Annotated in this window: 33 protein-coding genes and 1 pseudogene; 1 reads left to right on the top strand and 33 read right to left on the bottom strand. The window is 35.3% G+C overall.

Annotated features, from left to right (window positions below; genetic code table 11):
- Positions 1–8: 8 nt before the first annotated feature.
- The 29 genes and pseudogenes from FLP15_RS12930 to FLP15_RS01960 all read right to left on the bottom strand — a co-directional run bounded on the left by FLP15_RS12930 (position 9) and on the right by FLP15_RS01960 (position 16,934).
- Positions 9–986: a hypothetical protein gene (locus FLP15_RS12930; RefSeq protein WP_223804684.1), complete on the bottom strand. Its 978-nt coding sequence runs from the start codon at positions 984–986 to the stop codon at positions 9–11.
- The gene (locus FLP15_RS01850) at positions 986–1,345 is read right to left on the bottom strand and encodes a TcpE family conjugal transfer membrane protein (RefSeq protein WP_120772676.1); all 360 of its coding nucleotides are present in this window, start codon (positions 1,343–1,345) and stop codon (positions 986–988) included. The genes FLP15_RS12930 and FLP15_RS01850 overlap by 1 nt, the downstream gene beginning before the upstream one ends.
- A 10-nt stretch (positions 1,346–1,355) precedes the next feature.
- Positions 1,356–1,591 (bottom strand): annotated as a pseudogene (locus FLP15_RS13785) (TcpD family membrane protein).
- Positions 1,592–1,598: 7 nt separating this feature from the next.
- Positions 1,599–2,318 carry a hypothetical protein gene (locus FLP15_RS12935; RefSeq protein ID WP_223804685.1) on the bottom strand — a complete coding sequence of 240 codons (720 nt, stop codon included), beginning with the start codon at positions 2,316–2,318 and terminating at the stop codon, positions 1,599–1,601.
- A gap of 8 nt (positions 2,319–2,326) precedes the next feature.
- Positions 2,327–2,854, bottom strand: coding sequence for a hypothetical protein (locus FLP15_RS12940; protein WP_223804686.1), 528 nt, complete (start codon positions 2,852–2,854; stop codon positions 2,327–2,329).
- Between the two features lie 10 nt (positions 2,855–2,864).
- Complete coding sequence (locus FLP15_RS01865) at positions 2,865–3,152, bottom strand: hypothetical protein (RefSeq protein WP_120772678.1); 288 nt, start codon at positions 3,150–3,152, stop codon at positions 2,865–2,867.
- Between the two features lies 1 nt (position 3,153).
- The gene (locus FLP15_RS01870; RefSeq protein WP_142765781.1) at positions 3,154–3,792 is read right to left on the bottom strand and encodes a hypothetical protein; all 639 of its coding nucleotides are present in this window, start codon (positions 3,790–3,792) and stop codon (positions 3,154–3,156) included.
- On the bottom strand, positions 3,792–3,983 hold the full coding sequence (locus tag FLP15_RS01875; protein WP_142765782.1) for a hypothetical protein: 192 nt from the start codon (positions 3,981–3,983) through the stop codon (positions 3,792–3,794). The genes FLP15_RS01870 and FLP15_RS01875 overlap by 1 nt, the downstream gene beginning before the upstream one ends.
- Positions 3,984–3,993: 10 nt before the next feature.
- Positions 3,994–4,503, bottom strand: a complete 510-nt coding sequence (locus FLP15_RS01880) for a hypothetical protein (RefSeq protein WP_142765783.1) — start codon at positions 4,501–4,503, stop codon at positions 3,994–3,996.
- A gap of 52 nt (positions 4,504–4,555) precedes the next feature.
- On the bottom strand, positions 4,556–4,750 hold the full coding sequence (locus FLP15_RS12945) for an LPXTG cell wall anchor domain-containing protein (protein WP_223804687.1): 195 nt from the start codon (positions 4,748–4,750) through the stop codon (positions 4,556–4,558).
- Positions 4,747–6,633, bottom strand: coding sequence for a SpaA isopeptide-forming pilin-related protein (locus tag FLP15_RS01885; RefSeq protein ID WP_223804688.1), 1,887 nt, complete (start codon positions 6,631–6,633; stop codon positions 4,747–4,749). The genes FLP15_RS12945 and FLP15_RS01885 overlap by 4 nt, the downstream gene beginning before the upstream one ends.
- A complete protein-coding gene (locus FLP15_RS12950) occupies positions 6,570–6,932 on the bottom strand; it encodes a hypothetical protein (RefSeq protein ID WP_223804689.1) in 363 nt (120 codons plus the stop codon). Before FLP15_RS12950 ends, FLP15_RS01885 begins: the two co-directional genes overlap by 64 nt.
- A 199-nt stretch (positions 6,933–7,131) precedes the next feature.
- Positions 7,132–7,677, bottom strand: coding sequence for a hypothetical protein (locus FLP15_RS01890; RefSeq protein ID WP_142765784.1), 546 nt, complete (start codon positions 7,675–7,677; stop codon positions 7,132–7,134).
- The gene (locus tag FLP15_RS13790; RefSeq protein WP_142765785.1) at positions 7,674–8,264 is read right to left on the bottom strand and encodes a helix-turn-helix domain-containing protein; all 591 of its coding nucleotides are present in this window, start codon (positions 8,262–8,264) and stop codon (positions 7,674–7,676) included. The genes FLP15_RS01890 and FLP15_RS13790 overlap by 4 nt, the downstream gene beginning before the upstream one ends.
- Position 8,265: 1 nt before the next feature.
- Complete coding sequence (locus FLP15_RS01900) at positions 8,266–8,538, bottom strand: hypothetical protein (protein ID WP_142765786.1); 273 nt, start codon at positions 8,536–8,538, stop codon at positions 8,266–8,268.
- A 2-nt stretch (positions 8,539–8,540) separates the two neighbouring features.
- On the bottom strand, positions 8,541–8,678 hold the full coding sequence (locus FLP15_RS12640; protein ID WP_190288325.1) for a hypothetical protein: 138 nt from the start codon (positions 8,676–8,678) through the stop codon (positions 8,541–8,543).
- 230 nt (positions 8,679–8,908) lie between these two features.
- Positions 8,909–9,169 carry a hypothetical protein gene (locus tag FLP15_RS01905; protein ID WP_142765787.1) on the bottom strand — a complete coding sequence of 87 codons (261 nt, stop codon included), beginning with the start codon at positions 9,167–9,169 and terminating at the stop codon, positions 8,909–8,911.
- A 65-nt stretch (positions 9,170–9,234) separates the two neighbouring features.
- Positions 9,235–9,408 carry a hypothetical protein gene (locus tag FLP15_RS12645; protein WP_190288326.1) on the bottom strand — a complete coding sequence of 58 codons (174 nt, stop codon included), beginning with the start codon at positions 9,406–9,408 and terminating at the stop codon, positions 9,235–9,237.
- Positions 9,409–9,711: a hypothetical protein gene (locus FLP15_RS01910; protein WP_142765788.1), complete on the bottom strand. Its 303-nt coding sequence runs from the start codon at positions 9,709–9,711 to the stop codon at positions 9,409–9,411.
- Between the two features lie 107 nt (positions 9,712–9,818).
- Positions 9,819–11,480: a replication initiation factor domain-containing protein gene (locus FLP15_RS01915; protein WP_142765789.1), complete on the bottom strand. Its 1,662-nt coding sequence runs from the start codon at positions 11,478–11,480 to the stop codon at positions 9,819–9,821.
- Between the two features lie 236 nt (positions 11,481–11,716).
- Positions 11,717–12,898 carry a site-specific integrase gene (locus tag FLP15_RS01920; RefSeq protein ID WP_142765790.1) on the bottom strand — a complete coding sequence of 394 codons (1,182 nt, stop codon included), beginning with the start codon at positions 12,896–12,898 and terminating at the stop codon, positions 11,717–11,719.
- On the bottom strand, positions 12,895–13,095 hold the full coding sequence (locus tag FLP15_RS01925; RefSeq protein ID WP_142765791.1) for a DUF3173 family protein: 201 nt from the start codon (positions 13,093–13,095) through the stop codon (positions 12,895–12,897). Before FLP15_RS01925 ends, FLP15_RS01920 begins: the two co-directional genes overlap by 4 nt.
- A gap of 17 nt (positions 13,096–13,112) precedes the next feature.
- Positions 13,113–13,367, bottom strand: a complete 255-nt coding sequence (locus tag FLP15_RS01930; RefSeq protein WP_142765792.1) for a hypothetical protein — start codon at positions 13,365–13,367, stop codon at positions 13,113–13,115.
- Positions 13,368–13,389: 22 nt separating this feature from the next.
- The gene (locus FLP15_RS01935; protein WP_142765793.1) at positions 13,390–13,758 is read right to left on the bottom strand and encodes a hypothetical protein; all 369 of its coding nucleotides are present in this window, start codon (positions 13,756–13,758) and stop codon (positions 13,390–13,392) included.
- Positions 13,751–14,062: a hypothetical protein gene (locus FLP15_RS01940; protein ID WP_223804690.1), complete on the bottom strand. Its 312-nt coding sequence runs from the start codon at positions 14,060–14,062 to the stop codon at positions 13,751–13,753. The genes FLP15_RS01935 and FLP15_RS01940 overlap by 8 nt, the downstream gene beginning before the upstream one ends.
- Positions 14,063–14,101: 39 nt before the next feature.
- A complete protein-coding gene (locus tag FLP15_RS01945) occupies positions 14,102–15,436 on the bottom strand; it encodes a Rep family protein (protein WP_142765795.1) in 1,335 nt (444 codons plus the stop codon).
- Positions 15,437–15,792: 356 nt separating this feature from the next.
- Positions 15,793–16,143 (bottom strand): hypothetical protein, encoded by a 351-nt coding sequence (locus tag FLP15_RS01950; protein ID WP_142765796.1) that lies wholly within the window; start codon positions 16,141–16,143, stop codon positions 15,793–15,795.
- 10 nt (positions 16,144–16,153) lie between these two features.
- Entirely contained in the window at positions 16,154–16,612 is a 459-nt protein-coding gene (locus tag FLP15_RS01955) for a hypothetical protein (RefSeq protein WP_142765797.1), read from the bottom strand.
- Entirely contained in the window at positions 16,602–16,934 is a 333-nt protein-coding gene (locus FLP15_RS01960) for a hypothetical protein (RefSeq protein WP_142765798.1), read from the bottom strand. Before FLP15_RS01960 ends, FLP15_RS01955 begins: the two co-directional genes overlap by 11 nt.
- Before the next feature lie 209 nt (positions 16,935–17,143).
- On the opposite strand from FLP15_RS01960, the gene FLP15_RS01965 reads away from it, so the two are divergent.
- Positions 17,144–17,443, top strand: a complete 300-nt coding sequence (locus FLP15_RS01965; RefSeq protein WP_142765799.1) for a helix-turn-helix domain-containing protein — start codon at positions 17,144–17,146, stop codon at positions 17,441–17,443.
- Between the two features lie 122 nt (positions 17,444–17,565).
- Here FLP15_RS01965 and FLP15_RS01970 read toward each other — a convergent pair whose 3' ends face one another.
- The 4 genes from FLP15_RS01970 to FLP15_RS01985 form a co-directional block, all read right to left on the bottom strand.
- Positions 17,566–17,820, bottom strand: a complete 255-nt coding sequence (locus tag FLP15_RS01970) for a hypothetical protein (protein ID WP_142765800.1) — start codon at positions 17,818–17,820, stop codon at positions 17,566–17,568.
- A gap of 2 nt (positions 17,821–17,822) precedes the next feature.
- A complete protein-coding gene (locus FLP15_RS01975) occupies positions 17,823–19,067 on the bottom strand; it encodes a Tle-like phospholipase domain-containing protein (RefSeq protein ID WP_142765801.1) in 1,245 nt (414 codons plus the stop codon).
- Positions 19,064–19,435: a hypothetical protein gene (locus tag FLP15_RS01980; protein ID WP_142765802.1), complete on the bottom strand. Its 372-nt coding sequence runs from the start codon at positions 19,433–19,435 to the stop codon at positions 19,064–19,066. The genes FLP15_RS01975 and FLP15_RS01980 overlap by 4 nt, the downstream gene beginning before the upstream one ends.
- A gap of 485 nt (positions 19,436–19,920) precedes the next feature.
- Positions 19,921–21,411: an FtsK/SpoIIIE domain-containing protein gene (locus FLP15_RS01985; RefSeq protein WP_142765803.1), complete on the bottom strand. Its 1,491-nt coding sequence runs from the start codon at positions 21,409–21,411 to the stop codon at positions 19,921–19,923.
- Positions 21,412–21,504: the final 93 nt, after the last annotated feature.

Genomic DNA, 21,504 nt, shown 5'->3' on the forward strand with positions numbered 1-21,504 from the left:
CCTCTGAATCACATCCCCAAGACTTGAACAGAGGCACCGATATTATCATTTTGAATAGAATCTTTTTCATACGCTTCAATTTGGGTTTGCTTCAATCGCCCTAAAGCACGTTCAGCCTTTTTCTTAATCGAGTTCCACCCTCTTTTTTTATTGAAATAATACTTAGTATTAATTTCAATTGGAAAAGATAGGGTTTGTAAGTATTCCACCAAATGAAAATAACTGACATTATTAGGCAGATAAGCAATAGGTAATGCCTTTACCACACTTTCGCCATAGTCATTCCCTAAGCGGTTAGTGCCATCTTCAAAATACCTTTTTCTCCCTTCTTCAAGATTGGTAACTGAATTTTCCATCATGTGAATCTCATGCTCACGTTGATAAAATAAGCCACGTAAATATTGATAACGATTAATAAACAGTGTTTGTGATTGATTGGTTGGTTTAGCCCCCAAACTTGAAAGGGTTGAGGTCAACGTTTCATTCAATAGTTCATACTCCTCATGCCAACCCTCAAAAAGTTTCTTTTCTTTCAAAGCGCCTATGGCTTGTTCTTTGAATAATTGAAACGTTGTTTTTAAAGTCTTAATCAAATTGGTTGAAATATGGTCATTCTTCAAAGGAATAACCATGAAATAGCGATATTCATAGGGCGAACCCATTTCTTCCGCAAATAAATCTAACGTGCCATCAAACAAATATTCCGCTAACTCTCTTGTATCATCCGCTAAATCATCAGATAAGACTTGATAACGTGCATAAACATCTAAGTTCATAGGCAAAGTTAAAATTTCGCCATTATGATAAGGGATCAAATCAACAAACACATTATTTTGGATTGCTTTTGCGGTTTCTTTGGCTTCTTCATCCGTTCTTGAAAGATTAATTGCTGGCACTTCAAACAGGGCATAAACTTCCCCATTTTCTTTTAACATTAAGTTATCATGAAAACTGATGATATTATTATATTTTCTTTTTTTAAACATTACTCCCCTTCTCTATGATGCACCCCTTTGACCCAGTAGCCTTTTTTACGAAAATAAATAAAATAAGTTTTTCCATAATCCCACAAGAAAACAGGAAAACTTTTTCCATCAGGACGAAAATCAGAAAAAGCTAAACCCACAGACCAAGACAAGAAACCACTTGCAGCCAAGCGCCAATTCATTGGAATCAAGGTTAAAAATTGAAAAGGGAATAGCCATAGTACCATGAATACCCCCACCGCATAAGCATAGGTTGAAAACTTTTTCGCATTGTTCAGCGACCAGCGCTCTGTGATTTTTTGAATCCAAACTGGCTGTTCAAAAGAGCGCTTGAATGTAAATAGTCTTTTATCTTTCATTGTTTCCTTTCTACGAGCCTAAATTAAACTTACTGCCAACCCATTTAATGATTTTACCGACGACCCCACCGACAATATTCATGAAACTTTCAGGGTTTGCGGCAAACCACCAGACTAAACCAGCACCAAGAATGACAGCAATAGCCCCATTGTTTTATGACTGTGCATTTCTTTAACGACTTTAAAACCCATCCACGCTAAAAATGGACCTGACCCTAATTTCCAAAGGGCTTGAAATAAATCCATAATCTCCTTATCCTTTCGTTGTTTCCATATCTTTTGCCGTAATCACATTTGAAAAATCACGAGCAAAATAGGTATTGTTTATTTTTTCAATCGTAAAGACATAATTTTCAGGATGTGTCCCTAAGCTATTTTTAAATGTTGCTTGAATGACTGCCTTGTATTTATCTTTTCCGACTGATTTATAATTGGTATAATCAATAGATGCCAATTCCTCAGAGGTTGAAAGCCCTAACCCTTTAGACAACAAGTCCAAACTTTCCTTATTCTTCGTCTTTGCTTCTAACAAGGACTTAACAAAAGCATTTAACTGATTTTCTTTTGACTTAGAAAGATTTGTCATTGCATCCAACGATAAGAGAGGTGCTGCTTTCCCTGCATTGAGTGCTGTGATATCTTCAAAGGTTGGAAATGAAGAAACATAATATTTCTCTCCTACCTTTGCATAAGGAACTTTAAACAATGTATTGGTCGTATTTGAACTCTTTTGAACACTTGCCTTTTTCCCTTTGGATGCTGGAATCGTCTTTTGAGTCGTCGTGGTATAAGAAACCAAATAAGTCGCAGATGAATCCGTAAAGTGAAGTAACTCTGATGCCGTTAATTGACTGGTATTTTTTTGTTGTCCTTGCGCAGCAATAGGCAAAGCTTGACCGTAAAAGGCACTAAGAAGCACCTGATTTTTTTCTTGTCCTGCAGCATCACTCGGAACATTAAAATAAGTTTTCACAAAATCATTTAAAAAAACTTGTGCGCTGTAATCTTGTTGCCCTTGCCCCCTGCCATTTTTTTAATTTGAGCTTGGTCTGATTGAATGATTTTCTGTGCTTCACTACGCACTTGATTTTGAGCTTGAAAGTAACTTAGACCACTTCCCAAAGAAAGTACGACTATTCCAATACACACCGCACCAAATAAGCCATTACTTAACTTTTGATTGTAGGCTTTTGGAAGGGTATTTTTTTGGTAAGTTTGTCCTCTCAATGGCTCACCTTGATTGACCGCTTTTTTATTTCCCCATTTTCGTTTACTTTTTTCTTTTTGGCTTTCCTTTACCGCGACCCCTTGCTTTGGCTTAGGAAGTTCAACAGATTCAACTTCTTGTTGTTCTGCCTTGAAAGCCTTTGTTAGAACCGCTGTTTGAGCAAGTGTTAATTCTGAACTCCCCTCTCCTGCATCAATGTCATTAATCTGACAGAGTATCAGCAAAAATTCTGATTCAGTTTTTAACATTTTTGCCAGTTCATCAACTGTTACTGTTTTCATTTCTCCCTCTCTATTCCTTTTTTTCCATTCCTGATAATACTGCCAGATGGTTTGCGTGTTCTAATTCTAAATTCAAATTGGCTAAATCACATTCAAGTGAATCAAGATAAATTCCAATTCTACGAGCCACTCTGTCAGCAACTTTATCGGCAGGGGTTAGGTCACTTAAATCTTGTTCGGGGAAACTCAATTCAAATGGAATCCTTTTTAAAACTTCCTTCGACTGAATTTCAACAACAAGTTTTTTAATTTCTTTTGTCCGTTCAATTAACGGTTGGTATTTTTCATTTTTGTTCATTTTACAATCCCTTTATTCCTTTTTTGATTTTTGCAACATGACCCTCATTTGAATTGAATTTGAAATAAACCCTTGTATATTTCAAGTGATAAGTTTCTGACACTTCTGTAAATAATAACAAGCCATCTTGATAGTTACTCTTTTTTTGACCATCAATCCTTCTTACCCAATCTGATTTCTTTCCTGTTTTTATCTCCTGAGCCAAGTGTCTAAAGATAAAGAAATGGCTCACTTCAAACAAAAAGCCTACCACGAACCAGCGTTGTAAAAGCTCATTTATTCTTTCATAATCAGTTAACTGAATTGAAAAAGCAAGATAAATCAAGAACCACCACAAGCCAACATTCAGAAAAGTTTTAACCACTTCCAAATCAGGTGCTCGCCTCTGAAAAACTTTTTTGCCTACTTTAATAAAATTTACAACAGTAACCAGTAGAAGTATCAAACTTAAAATCTTCTCTCTTTGACCATTTGAGAAGTCCAATGCTTGTGAAGTCAATGAAACAACAAAGATAAGAGAGAGAACAATCAAGAGATAAGAAACTATTTTTCTCAACACCAAAAATAAATTTAAGGCTTGAATTTTCCAAAATATTTTTTGATGTAATATCTTTTGAATGTTATTTATTTCTTCTTTCATTAATAAAAGCTCCCTTCACTTTCTCGTTCCAGCTCTAGAGAAACGACCTCAAATTTAACCTCACTTCTCAACCATTGACAAGCTATTTTTTCAGCGTCACGTTTTGTTTCAAATTTTGTCGCAAATTTTAAGTGTCTTGTCGCTTCTGTGTTGGCACAAAGATAGCCTCCACGCATTTTTACAACGTACATTTTAGTCCCTTTACTGTTTTTTTAAGCTGTCTTGTGGTATCGTCAAGCTCACTGTTCGTTTATTTTCATCTCTTGGAATTTCTTTAAAAAAAGCACTTAGAATGTTGGAAGTTTTATAAGTGATTTGCTCAACTTTTTCAAAATAGCTAAAATTTTCCCCTTCTTTTATTTTCGCTGTCCTAAAATTAACTGATTTTCTAATCAGTGTTCCATCTGTATTTTTTAGTAGAACATTAAAATCCTGATTGCTTAATAAGCTTCCTTCGGTGTTTACCACCTGATACTTGTTTTCAGTCACTGTTACTTTTTTTGTCAATGTCGTTGGAGAAAAGAGCCCCAATAAGCTAACCATTAAAATCAAGGCGCCGATAACAAAAAGAATATATTTTTCTTTCCTATTCTCCGTATTCTCAGAACGAGAAACTAGTAAACGTAACATCAAAGTCATTGCAATAAACATTAGAAAACATACACTAAACCAGTTTGTAGCTCCTATTCCAAGTATTGTTTTTTCTATCATTTCTACTCCACTTTACCTCAAAATAATAAAAGGGGAATCTATCCCCTTTTTATTATTCCTTCGCTGTTTTCTTCTTTCTCATGTAGTAAACTGTACCACCAAGCGTTGCCAAAAGAATAACCATACCACCATAAGCAAGCATATCTCCTGTGGAGCTTCCTGTTGTTGGCAGAACGCTTGCGACTTTTGTTACTGGTTGTGGTGTAACTGGTTTTGGAGTTGGTGTTTTGACTTTTTCAACCGTCAAGGTTTGGTCTTGGTCTTTGAGGTCATCATGAACTGCTTCGGGTTTGTCCGTGTCAGGATTTGTCCCTTGTCAAACAATTCTTCTGTCCAAACATAAGTTACCGTTGAGCCTCCAGGAACATCTCCGTCTTTTGTTGTATCAATCGTTGACTCAATTTGTTTTTCTTGTGAGATAACTGTTTCATCATCAACCGTGAAATTCAAAGTACGGATAACTTTCGATTCTGTGACTTTTCCATCTTTAGCAGTCACAATACGGTGGAGTGAAGCCACCATTTGGTCGCCTTTTTCCGCATTTGTCATCATGACTTTATCATAGACAGGAGTAGTTTTTGAAATTTCAGCCTTTTCAATGGTTTGGTCGCCATCAGCTGTATGCGCTTTGGTCTTAATCGTTGGCACTACTGGGGTTACTGGTTTATCAACGAGTGTTCCGAGATTGACTTTAAACATGGTGGAATTATCAGTTACTTTATCCAATGGAACATTAAGCGTTGTAATCACTTGTTTTGTGACCGTATCAGTAAATGTAACAGTGTAACCTGTGATATTACCGCCCGTATCTTTGACCGTATCACTTGTAATTGAAATTGGGTTAATCAGTTGCAAGTTATCATTATCTTGTGGTAACTCTTTCAGTAAATAATCGCCAATTGGAAGTTTCGGAACGTTAACCAAACCATTATTAATGTAACCACTATTATCTGTCCCTGTACCTGATGTGACTGTGACGGTTTCTCCTTTAGTGTCGCCTTGCGGAATCACTTCAAAGTTCCGACCATTCAAACCTGTCAACGAACCATTGACATCTTGCGCCTTAATAAATCCAAAGCCAAAATCAAGTACTTTGTCCGTTGCGGTTACATTGTCTACATAGTTACTTGTGCCTGAATCAAATGTGTCATTTTCATCAAATGAAACAGGATAACGTTGAGTGGATAGTTCATAACCATCAGGCGCTACCAATTCGCCCCATTCATATTTTTGACTATTGTCAAGGTTTTTAACCCCTACCCCTTTTGTGAGGTCAGTCATTTTAAGCTTGACAGTCTTATCGTCTGTCTTGTCGCCTGATGTGACGGTCACAGGATAGCCATCTTGACCGTCTGAATAGTTCACAAGTGTATCTGTGCCAGCTTTGTATAAGCCCCATACAGAGCCTACTAATTGTGCTTCGCCTTGGGTTTCTGTGCTGTTAGTATCAGCGTCATGTTTTAACAAGGTGGTTTCGCCAAGTCCGATGATGTTGACGTTAAGGTTTGCAAGTGCTTTTGAAGGGTCTTGCGTTGCAAGTACTGATTGACTAAGTTTTCCTGTACTATCGCCATCCGTAGAATACACAAAATAAGGCACATTATCTAGTGAAGCAACATTCCAAAATTGCAAAGCATTTGAAATTAGCCCATGCTTGCTTGTAATATCAGCTTTTAGTTTAACATCATTACCTGAAACACTCTGCGTTAGTCCATCCGCATTACTCTTAAAGTTAGGAAAATTAGGCAACACTCCTTTAGTATCGGTTACCGTTTTTTCAACTCCTTGAATCAATTGAATCGTAGTACCATTAAAGCTAGGTAATTCACGCATTTTCTTCGCTTCGTTGATTAAAGTATTCGCACCGTTTTTGATAGCATCCGCATCTTGTAAAAGCGTATTATCTTTTACAATCAAGTCTTTTGTTTGATTTTCTGAAACCCCTGCTTCATCAAGCAACAAATAAGTAGCGTGTTGAGCTTGTGCATATGCTAAAAGTGAACCATCTTTTTGCGCCAAATAATCAACGTTGTTAATCACTGCTATCTGTTCATCACTTAGTGCGTTCAAAATAGCATTAGTGGAATCAAGTTGAGCCTGCGTTGTATTATTAGGAAGCGGTACCCCCAAACCAAGACACCATGCAGGTGTAACACCATCTCCCCAACTGTTAACATTGGTTTGGGATGCTCTACTCCATTTTGGTCTATTTCATAATAGAGTGGTTTGTCATTATCCCAATGTACCGTTGTATCCGTTGGTAAACTTGCCGCTAACGCTGTGCTCACATAGACTAAACCGCCTACACCAGCCACCATTCCAAGCATGGTTGCCCCATACACAAACACCTTTTTGACCTTGCGCATTTTCCAATTTGTGACTTTCTTTTCAGTCGTCAACAGTTTTAAAACATTTTTCCGTTTACTCATGAGTAAATCTCCTTTAATTTTTTAATTTTGCAAAATAAAAAAATCCATCAGTACTGACAGATTAAGCGACTAGTTTTTTGTCGTTTCGGACATCTCCTTTTCAATAGATTAAACAACTTATCTTTGATAACCAAAATAAAAAAAGTGACTTTCGTCACTAATTCTTATCTTTCAATTCATAAATAGACTTGACGAGTGGTTAAGCCACAACATTTTTTTGTACGAAATTACAAAGTTCGCTATATTCGTGAGATGTTTTTTCATATATTGCACTCAATTTTTCTCTTGTTTTTTCATTCCATCCATGAGCATTAATCTTTTTATTCCATGTACTTGCAGAATAGACTTCTAAACCATCAAAATAAATTAACGCATCTTCTGTTCCGTGCTTGTTTTCCCCAATAAACTTGATAAAAGTAATTACTTGAAACCGATTATCTAAACCCTGCAAGACAATAAATTTAGCAAGCGCCAAGTTATCTCGATTCATTAATAATAAATCCATTGGTGAAAAACTGATTGACATTTTATTTAACGTAGACCCTGGTTTAAAATAAGCACCTTCAAAATCAACACTAACAGAAATTTTTCTATTGACTACAAAGCTTTCAGCTTGTGCCCTATGCTTAACTTTTAAATTATTAGAAGTGATTAGCCCATTTAATACAAAACAAAACATAAAAAATAATAAAACAAGAATAACAGGAGTAAACTTGTCTACTTCTTTAATTAATGTTTTTTTCATAAGATTTCCTTTTTTAAAGCTTGGATTTTATTTTCTAGAATCTGTTGCTTTTGAATGATTTCATTAGAAATTTGTTCTATTTCTTCCAGTTGAGATAAGAAGATGTCTTTTTGAGAGAGGAATTCATTATCCTTTTCTAAAATTGCACTTCCTAGTAAATCATCTATTGAAACATTGTAAAATTCACTTAAAACTCTAAGATGTTTTACTTTGGGCTTCACAATGCCAAGCTCGATTCTACCGTAAGCAACTTGCTTAATTCCTAATTTCTCTGCAATGTCAACCTGTCTTAAGTTTCTTCCTTTTCGTAATCGTTTCAAACGTTCAGTGAAGTCAATTTCTTCTGCCATTTGTAACTTTGGCAGTTTCCCTCTAAATACTTCTTCTTTAGTTCTACCCAATAAATAGTCGGTGCTAACTTGAAAATAATCTGCTAACTTATCTAGCGTTTCCCCAGAAGGAGAACTTTTCCCACTTTCCCACTTTTGATAATTCTGTTGAGTCATACCAAGTTGTTCCGCCACTTCTTTTTGAGTTAGTGCTTTACTTTTACGTAATTGTTTAAGACGTTCTGCAAATATAGTCATTTCATATCCTATCCTTAATTTTTTCCTTTATTACAACACTGACAATAAAAAGGATAATAGCAAGGAGAAATAGACCAGAACATCCGCAAGCCCAAAGCGGGTTAAGGTCTTTTGGAATTTTAGTATCAAAGATTATCCAAAACGTTAATGCTGTTAAAAACATCGAAGCAAAAACGGCAAATGGGAGTAAAATCAATGATGCAGAAATATAGGAGATAATTTTTAAAATTAAAATTCTATTTTTCTTCATTTTCCAACCTAACTTTTTAACCATTTTCACATTCCTTTTTTCCGTTTTGTTGCAACAGTTAACATATTCTGATAAGCTCTTGCATTGTTTAATTCATTATAGGGATCAAGCTTGGCTTGACGCCCAATATCAATTTGCGAAAACTCTAACTGTAATTGCAACATTCCTAAACTTTCCTGACCTCCAATATAATCAGTGACATCAATAATTTTCTTGTTCTCCTGAACTTTCTTTTTTCTAGTGATAAGACCTTTACCTCCCTTCTTTCTCTCCTTGTCAGGAAAACTTATCTCTTATTTTATTTATTACTTCACCAAGGCTTTTCACCCGCCACGACTATGGGTTTTAATTGTTTTGTCAAAGTTTTCTATCCCCACCCTATATCATTTAGTTATTAAAGTTGAACCGCTTGAGTTTTTTTGCCCATTGCAAAAACACGTTTGCCAACAGCTTCAATTTGTTTGTTCATTGCATAATATTCTTTTATCACACGATTGATGATTTCAAAATCAGAACCTGTCATAGAATCTTTGTTCGTTTTTAAGTAAGAGCTTAACGCTCCTGCAACAGTCCACGCTTCATCATATTTATGAGCTGCCATTGCATCCCCTAAGGCTTGAATTTTAGCTTGCGCTTCTTTTTTGTTATATGCCATTTCATTTCACCTTTTATCTTTCTTGTTGTTTTCCCTCACATTAATAGAAAACTTTGACAAAACAATCAATATTCGAGTGGATGCTCTAAAGAATATTTATGAAGTAATAGCTGATTCTGAATAAAATCTTCTTGCCAAGACAATTCTTGCAAAGTGATAGGGCGAACCCGTTCTACACGCAAAATATAATCGTCTAGCCAATTTCTTAACTCGTTTTCATATTTTTTTAATTCCCCCAATTATTTTCTATACCTCTTTTTATAACTTTCTAGTCGCCTTTTATAGAATTTTTCCCAATTTGAATCTCGACTAATAAATAACATTGGGTAAATTTCTTCAAATAATTTAAAAGTCCCAAGGACATTTATATCTTTTTCTAAATTATTCTCTAATTCCTTTTGAACCCACTGAACATCTGATAACCAGCGCTCTCTTTGGTTTAATAATTTCTTCTTTTCCTTCTCTTTTTGTGATAAAATAAAAAACAAAAAACTAGAAAGAACCATACATATTAAAACTAATACAACGACAACTCCTATCATTTTCCCCACCTCATAATGAAAATAAAAATTATTTAACTTTAATAGAAAATATTTTAACTGGTTCTAAAATTTCAAATTTAGACATAAACTAGAATATCGTTAAATATTTACTTTACTTCTCTCACCGAGAATAATTCACTATCAAAAAAATCAACCCCTTTTAAATCACCCAGACGTTGAATTTCTAATTTAGACATTCCTTCAGGAATGTTTGTATCCCATTCGCCTTGATGATTAATATAAATCACTGCTTTCAAAGGATTGTTTTTTATCCGAATTTCATACAATTTTTCCGTTTTGTCAATTTCTTGATTTTTATATTTATCAAATTTTTCTCGAATAAATTGTTGTTTGAACTTTTCATAATAACCGTTATCGTGCTTTGTAACACGTAACTTTTCCATACTTATATCAGCCCTTTGTTGCTCAGTAAACACGACTTCATTCATTAATTTATTCAGCCAGTTTTGAGTCCATTCAGCCCCAAATACTTCCCGAATCATTGCCAAGGTTCCGATTACCTGATTTTCTATCCAACGTATTTTTTCATCTAGCTTACTTTTGTTAGTTTTTCCATTAATTCTAACTTTTGTATAATCTCCGAAAACATCATAAAATGGTTTGTGATATTGATAGGCTTTTTTTCCATTGGAAAGCTCTATCTCTTCTAAAATTTCAATACGTGATAATAAGATTGAGATACCAATTTGATGTAATAATTCACCTTGTGCCAGTTGGTTAAAAGCATACATTGCGTATTTATCTTTTAACTCCATCTCATAGCGATTAACAACAGGGTCATTTAACAACGCCTCTTCTAACGTGATCCGCTCTTTTTTTGACCGCTCTTTTGCTTTTTCATAAAACCGAGCAAAAAATGCCGAACCGCGAGAACCAAATTTGATTGAAAGCCCCAAAGACCGATTTTTTGTGTGATTTTCTTGTTGCTGTATTTTGTGAATGATATCATTGCGCCAATCTTTTTGCGCAAGACTAACAAGTGTTTCATCTTGTTTTAAATAATCAGGTTGAAAAATTTCTTCCTCAGGTTCTTCATCTGAAAATCTTAAATCTTCTATATTCCCATTAGAGCGAAGAGGAGAACGAATTAAAGGAACTTCTGTTTTTTGAGCATTCCGCCATAAAATATCTCTTAAATCATAATTTCCAGTTTTGCGTAACATTTCATCTAATGCAATATCTAAACGGGTACAATTAAAGCGACTATACCAGCCGGCATTTCTAAAAAATTCAGAGTCAGTTGCCAATATTAACCAATCATTCAATTCAAAATCACTTTCCGCAAGAAACTCTTCAAATTCTCGAAGTCCTTGACCTGACATTTCCAATAAAATCCCTTGCTCTAACTTATCCGCTTCATAAACTTGTATTGCACCGCATCTATAAACACGGTCATAATGGTGTCGTTTAAGATGTTCGACATGAAAATATTTCTTTTCAATTCCTACCACTTTTTCCATCACAATTTCAGCCGTGGTTTCAAAAAGAGTCAATTTCAAATAATCTAAATGTGCTCGCAACTCTTCATCCGTTCGAGTTTCTAAAACAAGACCTAGCGCTTCTCTTATTTGGTCAGATGTTTTTGCAGTAATGATTCGTTCACCTTTTTCCATTGCGGATAATAGCGACTTGGAAACACCAACTTTGCCTGAGAAATCTCTCAACGTCCATTTATTCTTTTTACGAAGAAGTTTTAATTCTTTTGGAGTCATACGATTAAGACTCACTTGTTTTGCTACTTTAATCATGAAGTGATTTTTTCTAATTTTAAAAATAATAAAAAAACCTATGAAGCATTACCAACATTAGGTTTTTAGTCTTTTATATTTTGATTTTGTCCAAAAACATGAAATTTTGTCCACAAGTTTTTAAGACTGTAATGGGTTGCTATGATTGACTTTGTGAGGTGTCGGTAACGAGGTTTCGGGAAATATTTACCCCGTATTACAAATCGCAATAAAAAAAGACTTAAAACACCTATTTTCTAGGGTTCTAAGTCCTCTTTTTCTTCTTTTGGTAGCTGTTTTGGTAGCTCATCAAGTTTTATCAAATCTTTCAACTGGCTTGTTATCTCCTCGTCCGCATTAGGATAGAGATGACTATAAATTCCTAGTGTTGTTCTTATATCCGTATGTCCTAAGCGTTTTTGAATCAAAAGGGGTGTCACATTGTACTCATTAATTAAGAGTGAAGCATGAGAGTGTCTAAGAGCTTTAGCTTGTATTCGTCTAACCCCTGCACGTTTACTATACTTTGTAAGCATATCACGGACAAAGTGTGCATTATTCGGTGTTAAATCATAAGAAAGCACAAAATCGAATTGTTCAGAAAGTTCCTTTTGTCGTTCTTTCCAAGTTTTCAAAACTTCTATCGTTGTATCATCAAGAGAAATGACCCGTTTTGATTTTTCTGTTTTGAGCTTATTCTTTCTTTCCCAATTATTCTTATTCGCAAAATCTAAGTTATGGCTAATACTCACTTTTTTCTTTTCTAAATCAATATCAGACCAATACAAAGCCAAGCCTTCACTTACACGCATACCCGTAAAAAAATAGAACCAAATCATTGTAAAAATAAAGTGTTCAAAATAATCAGAGCGGTCTAAACTATTGATAAATTGCTCAAATTCTTCTGTCGTCCAGTAATCTATTTCTATTTTTTCTAATGGAATATTGCCCACTTTTTGAGCTAAATTATCACGGACTAAACCATAATTCCTGATTGAATTAAAAACCGTAATCAAGTAACCCATTTTCTTTCTTCCACCATTTTTAGAATATTTTTCTAACAGGAAATTTTTATACCGTGTAATATCAAAAATGGTAATATCTTTAGGCTTTTTCTTTCCAAAGAAATTTTTCATTTGTGTAAATTCAAATTCCTGACTATATCTTTTATTAACTGTGACACGTGCAAAAAAATCAGGTAAATAAATTTCATCTATGAATTGTTCAAAGGTCATTTGAGAATAAGCCATACCGCCCATGTCATGCACCTTCTTCATGGCTTTAATTCGTGCTTCATGTGCTTCTTTAGCTGTCCTAAACCCTCGACGTCGCTCTTGATAGGATTTCCCTGTGGCACGGTCTATTCCAGACTTGAAATAGTACATATATTTGCCTGTCTTATCGTCTTTTGTTACTCCCGTATAGCTTGTTTTACTCATACAATTTTAGTACCCAAAATTTCCTCAACAATTTCAAGCGGTACAGTTCCCAAGCGCTTGTTATCATAAAAAGCAAAGCCCTTGTTTACCATGATTTGCTTAGCTTGTTTAATCACACTTCGAGAAGCTCCCACCGTATAACCTAGCGCTACTAAATCTTTGTACTGTACGACCGCTGGTGCTACTTTTTTCTTCATCAGTTCTTCCTTTCTACTTATTCGCTAAAATCTAATGTGACGGTTCGTTCACTTCCACAATGTTCGCAATAGATTGGAAAAGTTCCAAAGCTTAGTCCCTTAATGTATTCTTCACGTACAAGGGTTGTAATATCCGTGGTTTTTAGACAGTTCCCGCAGAGCATACCATGACGATTTGACATTACTTCTTGCTTCAGTGCTTTATTTTGTTTAAATTTTTTAATCACACCGTCAAAATCTGGTTTAACTTTTCTACTTTGTTCTGTAATCATTTTCTTTTCCTCGTTTTCTCTCCTAAATTATCCCTTGTTGGCTAGCTTCAATAAAAGCGTGTGTCATTGTAATTTTATGCTTAATACAAAAGCCATAACAAAATCGAATGAGTTCGTTATTTTGTAAAAAATCTACAAGGGTTTCAAATTCTTCATCAAGTTGCTTTTGTTGTAAATTTAGCTCAATATCTTGTATCCAGCGATTTATCGGTTTTGTTCTATTCAAAGGGATAATATCTACAATAAAACGATAGGCTTGACGTTTAATTACAACATCAAAATCATTATCCACTTTAAAAACACAGAGTTTCCCCCTTTTTCGCTGTGGTCGGAGATTTTCTAAGTTTTTTAAAGGAGTTTCAAATTGTCTATGAATGGTATCGTTAATCATTTTCTTCTCCCTCATGGCTTACAAGTATTTCAACATCTCCAATACGAGTAAGTTTGCTTGTGTTTTTTCCCCAAGTTTTTGACTTTGAAAAATCTCCCAATTTCTTTAAAAATGCAAAGCTATCAATTACTGGTACAATTCCAGCATTTCCGCCGTCTTCATCAGTGACCCAATTCCCTAACACCTCTTTTTCGAGTTCAAAGTATTGTTGCGCATTGATGAACCCTTTGTTCACCGCCTCTTTAGAAATCATTGTCGCTATCTCTAAGGGAATGGACACCCAACCCTCCCAATAAACAAACATTCCGCTAACGTTAAAACTGGCTCTACTTTTTTCATTTTTTTAATCCTCAATTTCTTTTATTTTTTCTTTAAGAAAGGCAAAGTCTTTCTCTGTTTTAATCATTGTTTCAGCCCCTATCACTTCAAGTGCTTTTAAGGCTGCCTTTGCGATTTCATCACTTCCCTTACGGACATCTTCACAATCAATGATAGCGACTGTAAAACGTTCATACGTTCGCTCGTCCAGCTTTTTAATTTCATATCGTGCTTGATACCGTCCTGTTTTCGTACAGACAATTTCCCAAGGCAATCGGCGCATAATTTCACGACGTTTAAGCTGTCTTTTCTCAAAATCATCACTCTCATCAAATTTTGGAAGTAAGGCTGTTACAAATTCATCATAAGATTCTGTCGCTGTAATGAATAGAAACAAGGCGAGCCAATACTTATCAAAATTTCTTGAATTCACCGCCGTAAACTCAAAGCGATCCGCTAGTCCTAAAAATTCTTTATTATCTAAAGCTTTCCCCTCGGCTTCATTCATAATAGAGGCTATCTCTCCTTCGTACATTCCTGCGAAATCATAGGTTTTACCTTTGCCATGAGGGGGAATTTTATGCACACGGTCAGTTAAAGCATATGCCATAGCAGCCATTAATTGAGATTTTCCTACTCCGGTTTCTTTAGACCATGCAAAGACCGTTGTTAATTCTCTTCCGTGCCGTTCAAAGTCTCGTGCTTTATAATACAGATATTCTTTATAGTCATCTTCAAATCTTTTTTTATAGGTGTGCCAGTATTTTTCGCCTCGTATTGCTCCATACATTTCTTTTAACGCTTGATGAGCTTCACGCCAATATCTTCCGTTTTGAATATCCACATCTAATGAAGCGATAAACTCATCTAAATTAGCTTGCTCTTGCTTTTTATCTGTGGTATGCTTTATTAGTTCTGTATAGTCACAGTTTATCGTTTGAACTTCATCAACATTATATTGATATTTTCCGTCGTCCATGGCTTGACTTGTTCGGTGGGTTAAGTATCTTGCGACTGAACTTTTAGCTCTTACTGGTTTACAATTCTCTTTACGAGTTATTCCAAAATCTTTCATCAAAGAATTTTGATACCTTGCGTTTTTAAACATAAACAAGATATGGCAATGTAACGGTTTTGGCATACCATCTTTCAAAATATCTTTACTGTGAAATATCCAAGCCACGCTATCTCGTTCAGAAATGATAGATTTAATCCGTTGTGTCAAACCATTTTTCCACTCCTCTTGACTAACATTTGAAACCTGTAAACCCTCACTGTTATGCGTTTCATAGTAATAATTTACTTGAATAAACCAATTTCTACCTCTTAGGTTTTCATCATCTTTTACCTCATTTTCCACGTTTTTCCTCTCTTTTTTGCCTTTTTTGACACAAATTGACCCTATTTTTACCCCTTGTGTCAAAATTTCTCAATTTTTTTCTTTCTTTTCCTGTGCCTTTCAGGCAGACCCAGACGGAGTTTATGGGTCTGCCAGTACACAATAATCACTTTTGACACATGACACAAGCACATCTACAGCAAACTTAAAAAAAGCCCCTTTGTTCATACAATTTAATCTATTTCTAACAAAATAAAAGCTGTCTTCTATCGAGAGTGCCTTGTTAGCGGAGCTTCTGTTCACTCGCCCGTGACGCCTTTGGGGCGCTAGGCGAGTGACCCAGACCACAACGCCCTCTCTGAAACAGCTTTTATTTGTTAGTCCACCTTTTTATTCAAAGCTAAGTTGATTTTATCTGCTTTTCCTGAAAGCAAGAGTTCTACAAACTCACTACCTTTTGACGTACGAGCATAGAAACTAACGTCCAAGTGTTCAAATTTCACTGTTTTAGTTCCAGCCGCCATCACATCAGCATTTGTAAAAAGGGGATTATCTCCTGGAACTTTTACAAATACTTTTTCAAAACGAAGTCGAGGAAGAACAATTTCGTACTGCCAACCCAAGTGTGCTCTATCATTGTTAAAGTCCGTCCATTCTTTAACCTGTGTCACTTGATATTCGTTTTCTTGCCAGTTGTTCAGTGTTAAATCTGTTGTTTTTAATGCCATAATATTAATCTCATTTCTTTTTAAATTTATTTATTATCCCTTTGTTTTCAAGGGGTTCAAGTCGTTTTGTTAGGTCACTTATTTTTTCTTTCAGAGTGTCAAGTTCACTCTCTTGGCTTTGTATCCTTTTAGAAAGGGCAACGATTTGCGCACGTAATGCCATATCTTTTCGGTCTAGTCGGTCAAAATCACTTTTTTCCTTTTGTAATTCTTCGACTTCTTTATTACCGAAGACTTCATGAATTGCTTCAACTTTATTTTTTCCAGTTTTTAGCAATCTATCAAGCTCCTTAAAGCATTTCACATCTAAATCTGTAAAATTATAAGTTGTTCGATTTTTCCGTCCTCGACCATTTCTTACCCGGACACGTTGAAAGTCATTTCCTGAAATCCGTGCAATTTCTCCCCGCCATTTACGCACCGTATTATAGGGGCGGTCAATTGCTTCAGCAAGTTCTCTATAATTCATTGACTTCTTTTTTAGTGTCGGCTTCAGGATGAACCTCTCCACTCTCACGAAACTTTTTTAATCGCAATCCCTCCTTATAGCTATCAATGGACTGATAAATTTTGTCATTAACTCTACTTTGTTCAAGTCCAAACTCACCCCCTTTTTCAAGAAGTGTCGTTGCATAAGAACTTGTCATTTCACATAGTCCAGAAAATAAGTCCTTCATATTGCTTTGATTATTATAAAACTCACTATCCAATGTTTGACCGACTAGCATTACTGTCGCAATGGTATTCATACCACCAAGTAAATCCTCTAAATCAAAATCTCTATCTGCCATTTTATTTTTTTCCCTTTCGTGCTATAATTGATTGATGTTATAGTTATACAATTAAATGCTTTTTGAGCATTTAATTGTTGTTTTCATCGTTTACTTTCAGTAAGCAACACCTCCTTTACATTTACTAAAATAAATCAAATTAACCAAACACTCTCAAACGAATGTATTTATATAATACTCTCATTTGAGCGTGTTGTCAAGTGAGAACTATGTTAAAAGACAGATTAAAAACGCTAAGACATGAAAAACGACTAACACAAAAAGAAGTAGCTGATAAGCTAGGTACGAGTTACCAAACCTACCAACAGTGGGAGCGAGGTGTCAGAACCCCTAAAATAGCGAGCTTAAACCAATTAGCTGAAATTTTTAACGTTAGTACTGACTACCTTGCAGGGCGAGATGATAGTCTTGATGAACTTTTCAATATCATCAGAGAAAACAATCCCACAGGGGAAGACAAACAAGCATTAATACAATTAATAGATTCTTATTTTAAAAATAGAGAATAACCTACATTTTCGAGCCTTTGGCTCGACCCTTATCGCAGGGGCGAGAATACAAAAAGCACCATAAGTTTATAACTTATGGTGTTTTTTGTATGAATTATTTTATTATTACATCTGTACCCTATTTAAAAGCGGATAGCTATTGAATTGTCAAATCCCTCTTTGATTTTATCTGCTCCCTTTCCACTTGCACCTGTTTCAAAATCTTCTTTCAAGTGCTGGAGTTTATTTTTACTAGTGTTCAAAATATTGTCCATTTCTTGCTTAAATTTTTGTTCACAAATGCTACGGTCATGTTCTACACGTGGGGGCATTAAACGTCTAACATTCTCTAACCCTCGTTCATACTGTATCTGATTACCGTCTATTCCAAAAATCATTATTAAACTCCTCTAAACATTGTGGCTAGTTCTTTATCTCGGCTAATATGGTTTTCTGCAAATTTTTGCATGGCTTCAACAACTTTTTCTTGTTGTTCGAAATACTTATCAATTTTTTTGAGTGCCTTTTTATATTTATCACTCTCATAAATTCGCTTAGAGCCTACCAGAGAGAGATAAATATTTTTTGCTTCAAAGTAACCTATCACACTTCCACAAGCTCCTACGATTTTATATATCATTTCTTCTTCTTGATTTTTAGCCTCATTTTTTAAACGATTAATTTTACTTATGGCTTCTTCTTTTTGGACAAAAATTTCTGCGTGCATAGTTTGAGCTGTCGCAAGAACCAGCTCCGTTTCTACAAAAACTTTTTGAATACCTGATAAACCACCTGAACTCAATTGCTTTTTAAAGCCACTAATCAACTCATAACCGTTCTTAATTTGAGTCTTTTCAAATTTTTTTGCTTCACTTTTAGAAACTTTAACTTTTCCGTCAATGCCGTAATAATTTCCTTTTCCGTCAATCAAATAGCCCAGAGAATCAAATTTCCATGCAGTAATTGCGTGATAATTTAAAGGATTTATCCCTAAGTTGCCGTAGTTTACGACAACCTCTGCGCCTGTCCCCCCATGCCAGCCTAAATAAAGGTCTATAAATAATTGACCGCTCTTAAAACGACCGATAGCATCTCCCCCTTGACCAATGACATCATCTTTATTAAGAAAATTAGTCAGCTTATTCGGATTTTCTCTCAACCATTTTTTAGCCTGGTCTGATAAAACGCTGTAAGGATCAGGACCGTTAAAAGTTACCGTTTGCCAATGATGTTCTGCTCCTTGTGCTAAGGCTAAAAAGCCTCCCAAAGAATGCCCTGTCACAGAAATATTTGATTGAGGATATTTATTAGCGACTGACTGGGCAAAGTTACTCGCAGATTTTAATTGACCGTCACTAATAGAGTACACTACATTTTTAACATCAGCAAGAATATCTTTCAAATCAGACGAATTTGTACCAGCATAAGCAATTACAACTTGATTTTTATCTACTTGACCGTTCACTACTGGCGCTACTGCCATAGCTTGAAAACCATTCTTTTTATCGTCTTCTGCTTTTAAAACTTTCCAAGATGAACCATTCTTCCAAAATGTATCTCCTTTGTGTAAAACAATTCCTACTGCAGATGCATCAACTTGATAAGCTTCTTGTGCTAAACCATTATAATCTTGTGCTGTTGTCATTGAAGTACCTCACTTTTCCCATTACTATAAACTACTTCAATTTTATCAGAACCTGTAAATGATGGAAAAGTTGAATCATAGCCATCTAAAGCAAAATCTATACCTGTTTTATTTAAGTTCATACGGTATACTTTGCCTTTAACAGTTACACTTGCACCAATGGTCCACGGTAAACCAACCCCTGAATGTCCACCTTTACCTGTAAAAACAACTTTTGTCGCATTGTAGTCTTGTTTTTTTAAAGCTAAAGCAGCTTCACGTTCGTTTGATAATTCTTTTTGATTATCCATGCATTTTTTTCCTCCAACTCCAACTATCAAGACTAAAATAATTAGTCCTAATATGACCCAATTTTTACGCTTTTTCATACAGCTATCTCTCAATCAATTATTTAATCTGATACCGCACATACTAAGCTTAATTGTATCAAATTTTTCTTTAAAAATAAATTATCGTTACAATATTAAATAATCTTTAAATGAAATAATTTAACTTTTTTGGTAGCTCATTTGGTAGCCAAACAAAATAATACATCAGTTTTTCATGAAAACTAATAAACTAAAATGCCTTTAAATCAACCTTCTAATATCAAAATAATACGCTCTTAGTCTTACAAACTGGGGTAAACGTGAGGGGGTTAGCACCCCCTCACTTATGCGTTTTGCTCTTCCTCGCACTCCTCACTCCAGTTTTCGAGAGTAGAAAAGGTGCTAGGGTGTCTAGGGCTCGCACTCGCTAAGCGCGCTAACGCGCGCCCCGCTCGTCACTTCACCCTTTCCACTCCTAGCCCTAATCTTTTCTACTCTCGCTGTCGTTTCGTCGCCACTCGGGCAAAACGACTGTACCAATCTTTTTAACCGAAATCCACCATCACTTCAGCAATTATTTCTTTTAACGTTCCCTCCCCATTATTTTTCCTGTCAAATACTTGCACAAATAGGCGCTTTTCTTTTTCCGAATAGTCTTTTCCTGTAAAATTGACCCCCGAATCTTTTAATAAACCCTTGATTTTCTTAAACATCCTTTCATCAGTTGAAAGTTCATTAATCAAATCATTTTGCAAATAGCGTACTTCTTTTACTACTGGCTGTTCAATATCCTCAATTCTAGACAATTGCTTAAAATCATTGTAAAAACTAAAGTCTTTAGAATTAGGCAACAATGGAGCAAAAAACTCTCTCGCTGGCAATCCATTAACTGCCACATAGCCTCGACCATAGACCTTTTTTCCGTCAACTTTTTCAACATACTTAAATGCCTTATTTGCGTTAACTTCTCCAAATACAGAATCATAAGTATAACCTGAAACACGACCTACTGTGATTCTAAACATGATGTTATCTTTAAGCGTAGAAGGCAAGTCATCTGTTTTTACATTTTGTGTCGCTATAACAATGAACATCCCAGCTCCACGACCTTTTAGGAAAATTTGTTTCAAGTCACCCATGACTTTAAAAGCATCAATTTTAGAATCTCTCGGTAAATTTTCTAACTCTGACACTAAAGAGGGATATTCATCAATTAAAATAAATTCAGGCGCTAAATCATACTTGTAAAATGCTTCTAATTCTGTTTCATTCTTTGCATTTGAACGCTCACGCATTATCGCATAACGTGCCCGCATCCGCTCATGAGCATCTACAATTCGTTGAGCCATGGTTTCAGTCGTCCATGTGACACGGTCTTTTAAAACCTCTAAATCAGCCAATTTCACAAAATCAGCTTCTTTAGGATCAAGAATTTCAACCCGACCAATTCTTAGCAAACCGACCAACAAGGAACGCAGTAAAACAGTTTTCCCTCCACCAGTACCGCCAGCAATTAATAAATGTGGGTTTTCAATAAAATCCCATATTACTCCCTCAGCAAGTTTAATTCCCTCTTTAACCGTACCTCTAACATCTTTTGCAGAGATACGACTTCTAATCGCATCAATCGCATACTCAAAAGTGATATATGCCCCTTCGTTAACCTGATTCATCATATCAGCTGAAAAGGCTGTCTCTAATTGCCCACCGATTTTTAAAAAGCGGTCTTGAAACTTTATCCCTTCTAGTTGAAAACTCGCTGACATGGTTAATTTATCTTGCTTCAAATATACTTTGGGTAATTTTATTTTTTCTCTAGAGCCATTTGCTCCTTTTATCCGTTTCGTATAATAAAAACCATTTTGAATCATAAAGCGCCACAAAATAAATTCTCTACGGCGCTTTGTGAACCATCTCCCTTTAGTGATAAAGAGTTGATACAATCTATAAATCAAAAAGGATGAAATTAAGAGATAGGCAATAGAAACCCCACCAACAAGAAACCAGTGACCATAAAATTTATGGTACAGTAGCAAACCAATCCCCCAGCCAGCAAGCAGAAAGGAAACGCAATAACAAAAACAAGCAAAGGAAAAATAAGTTTATCTAAGTTTTTTACTCGATGCCCT

It is taken from the genome of Lactococcus protaetiae (genome assembly GCF_006965445.1).
Lineage (GTDB): Bacteria > Bacillota > Bacilli > Lactobacillales > Streptococcaceae > Lactococcus > Lactococcus protaetiae.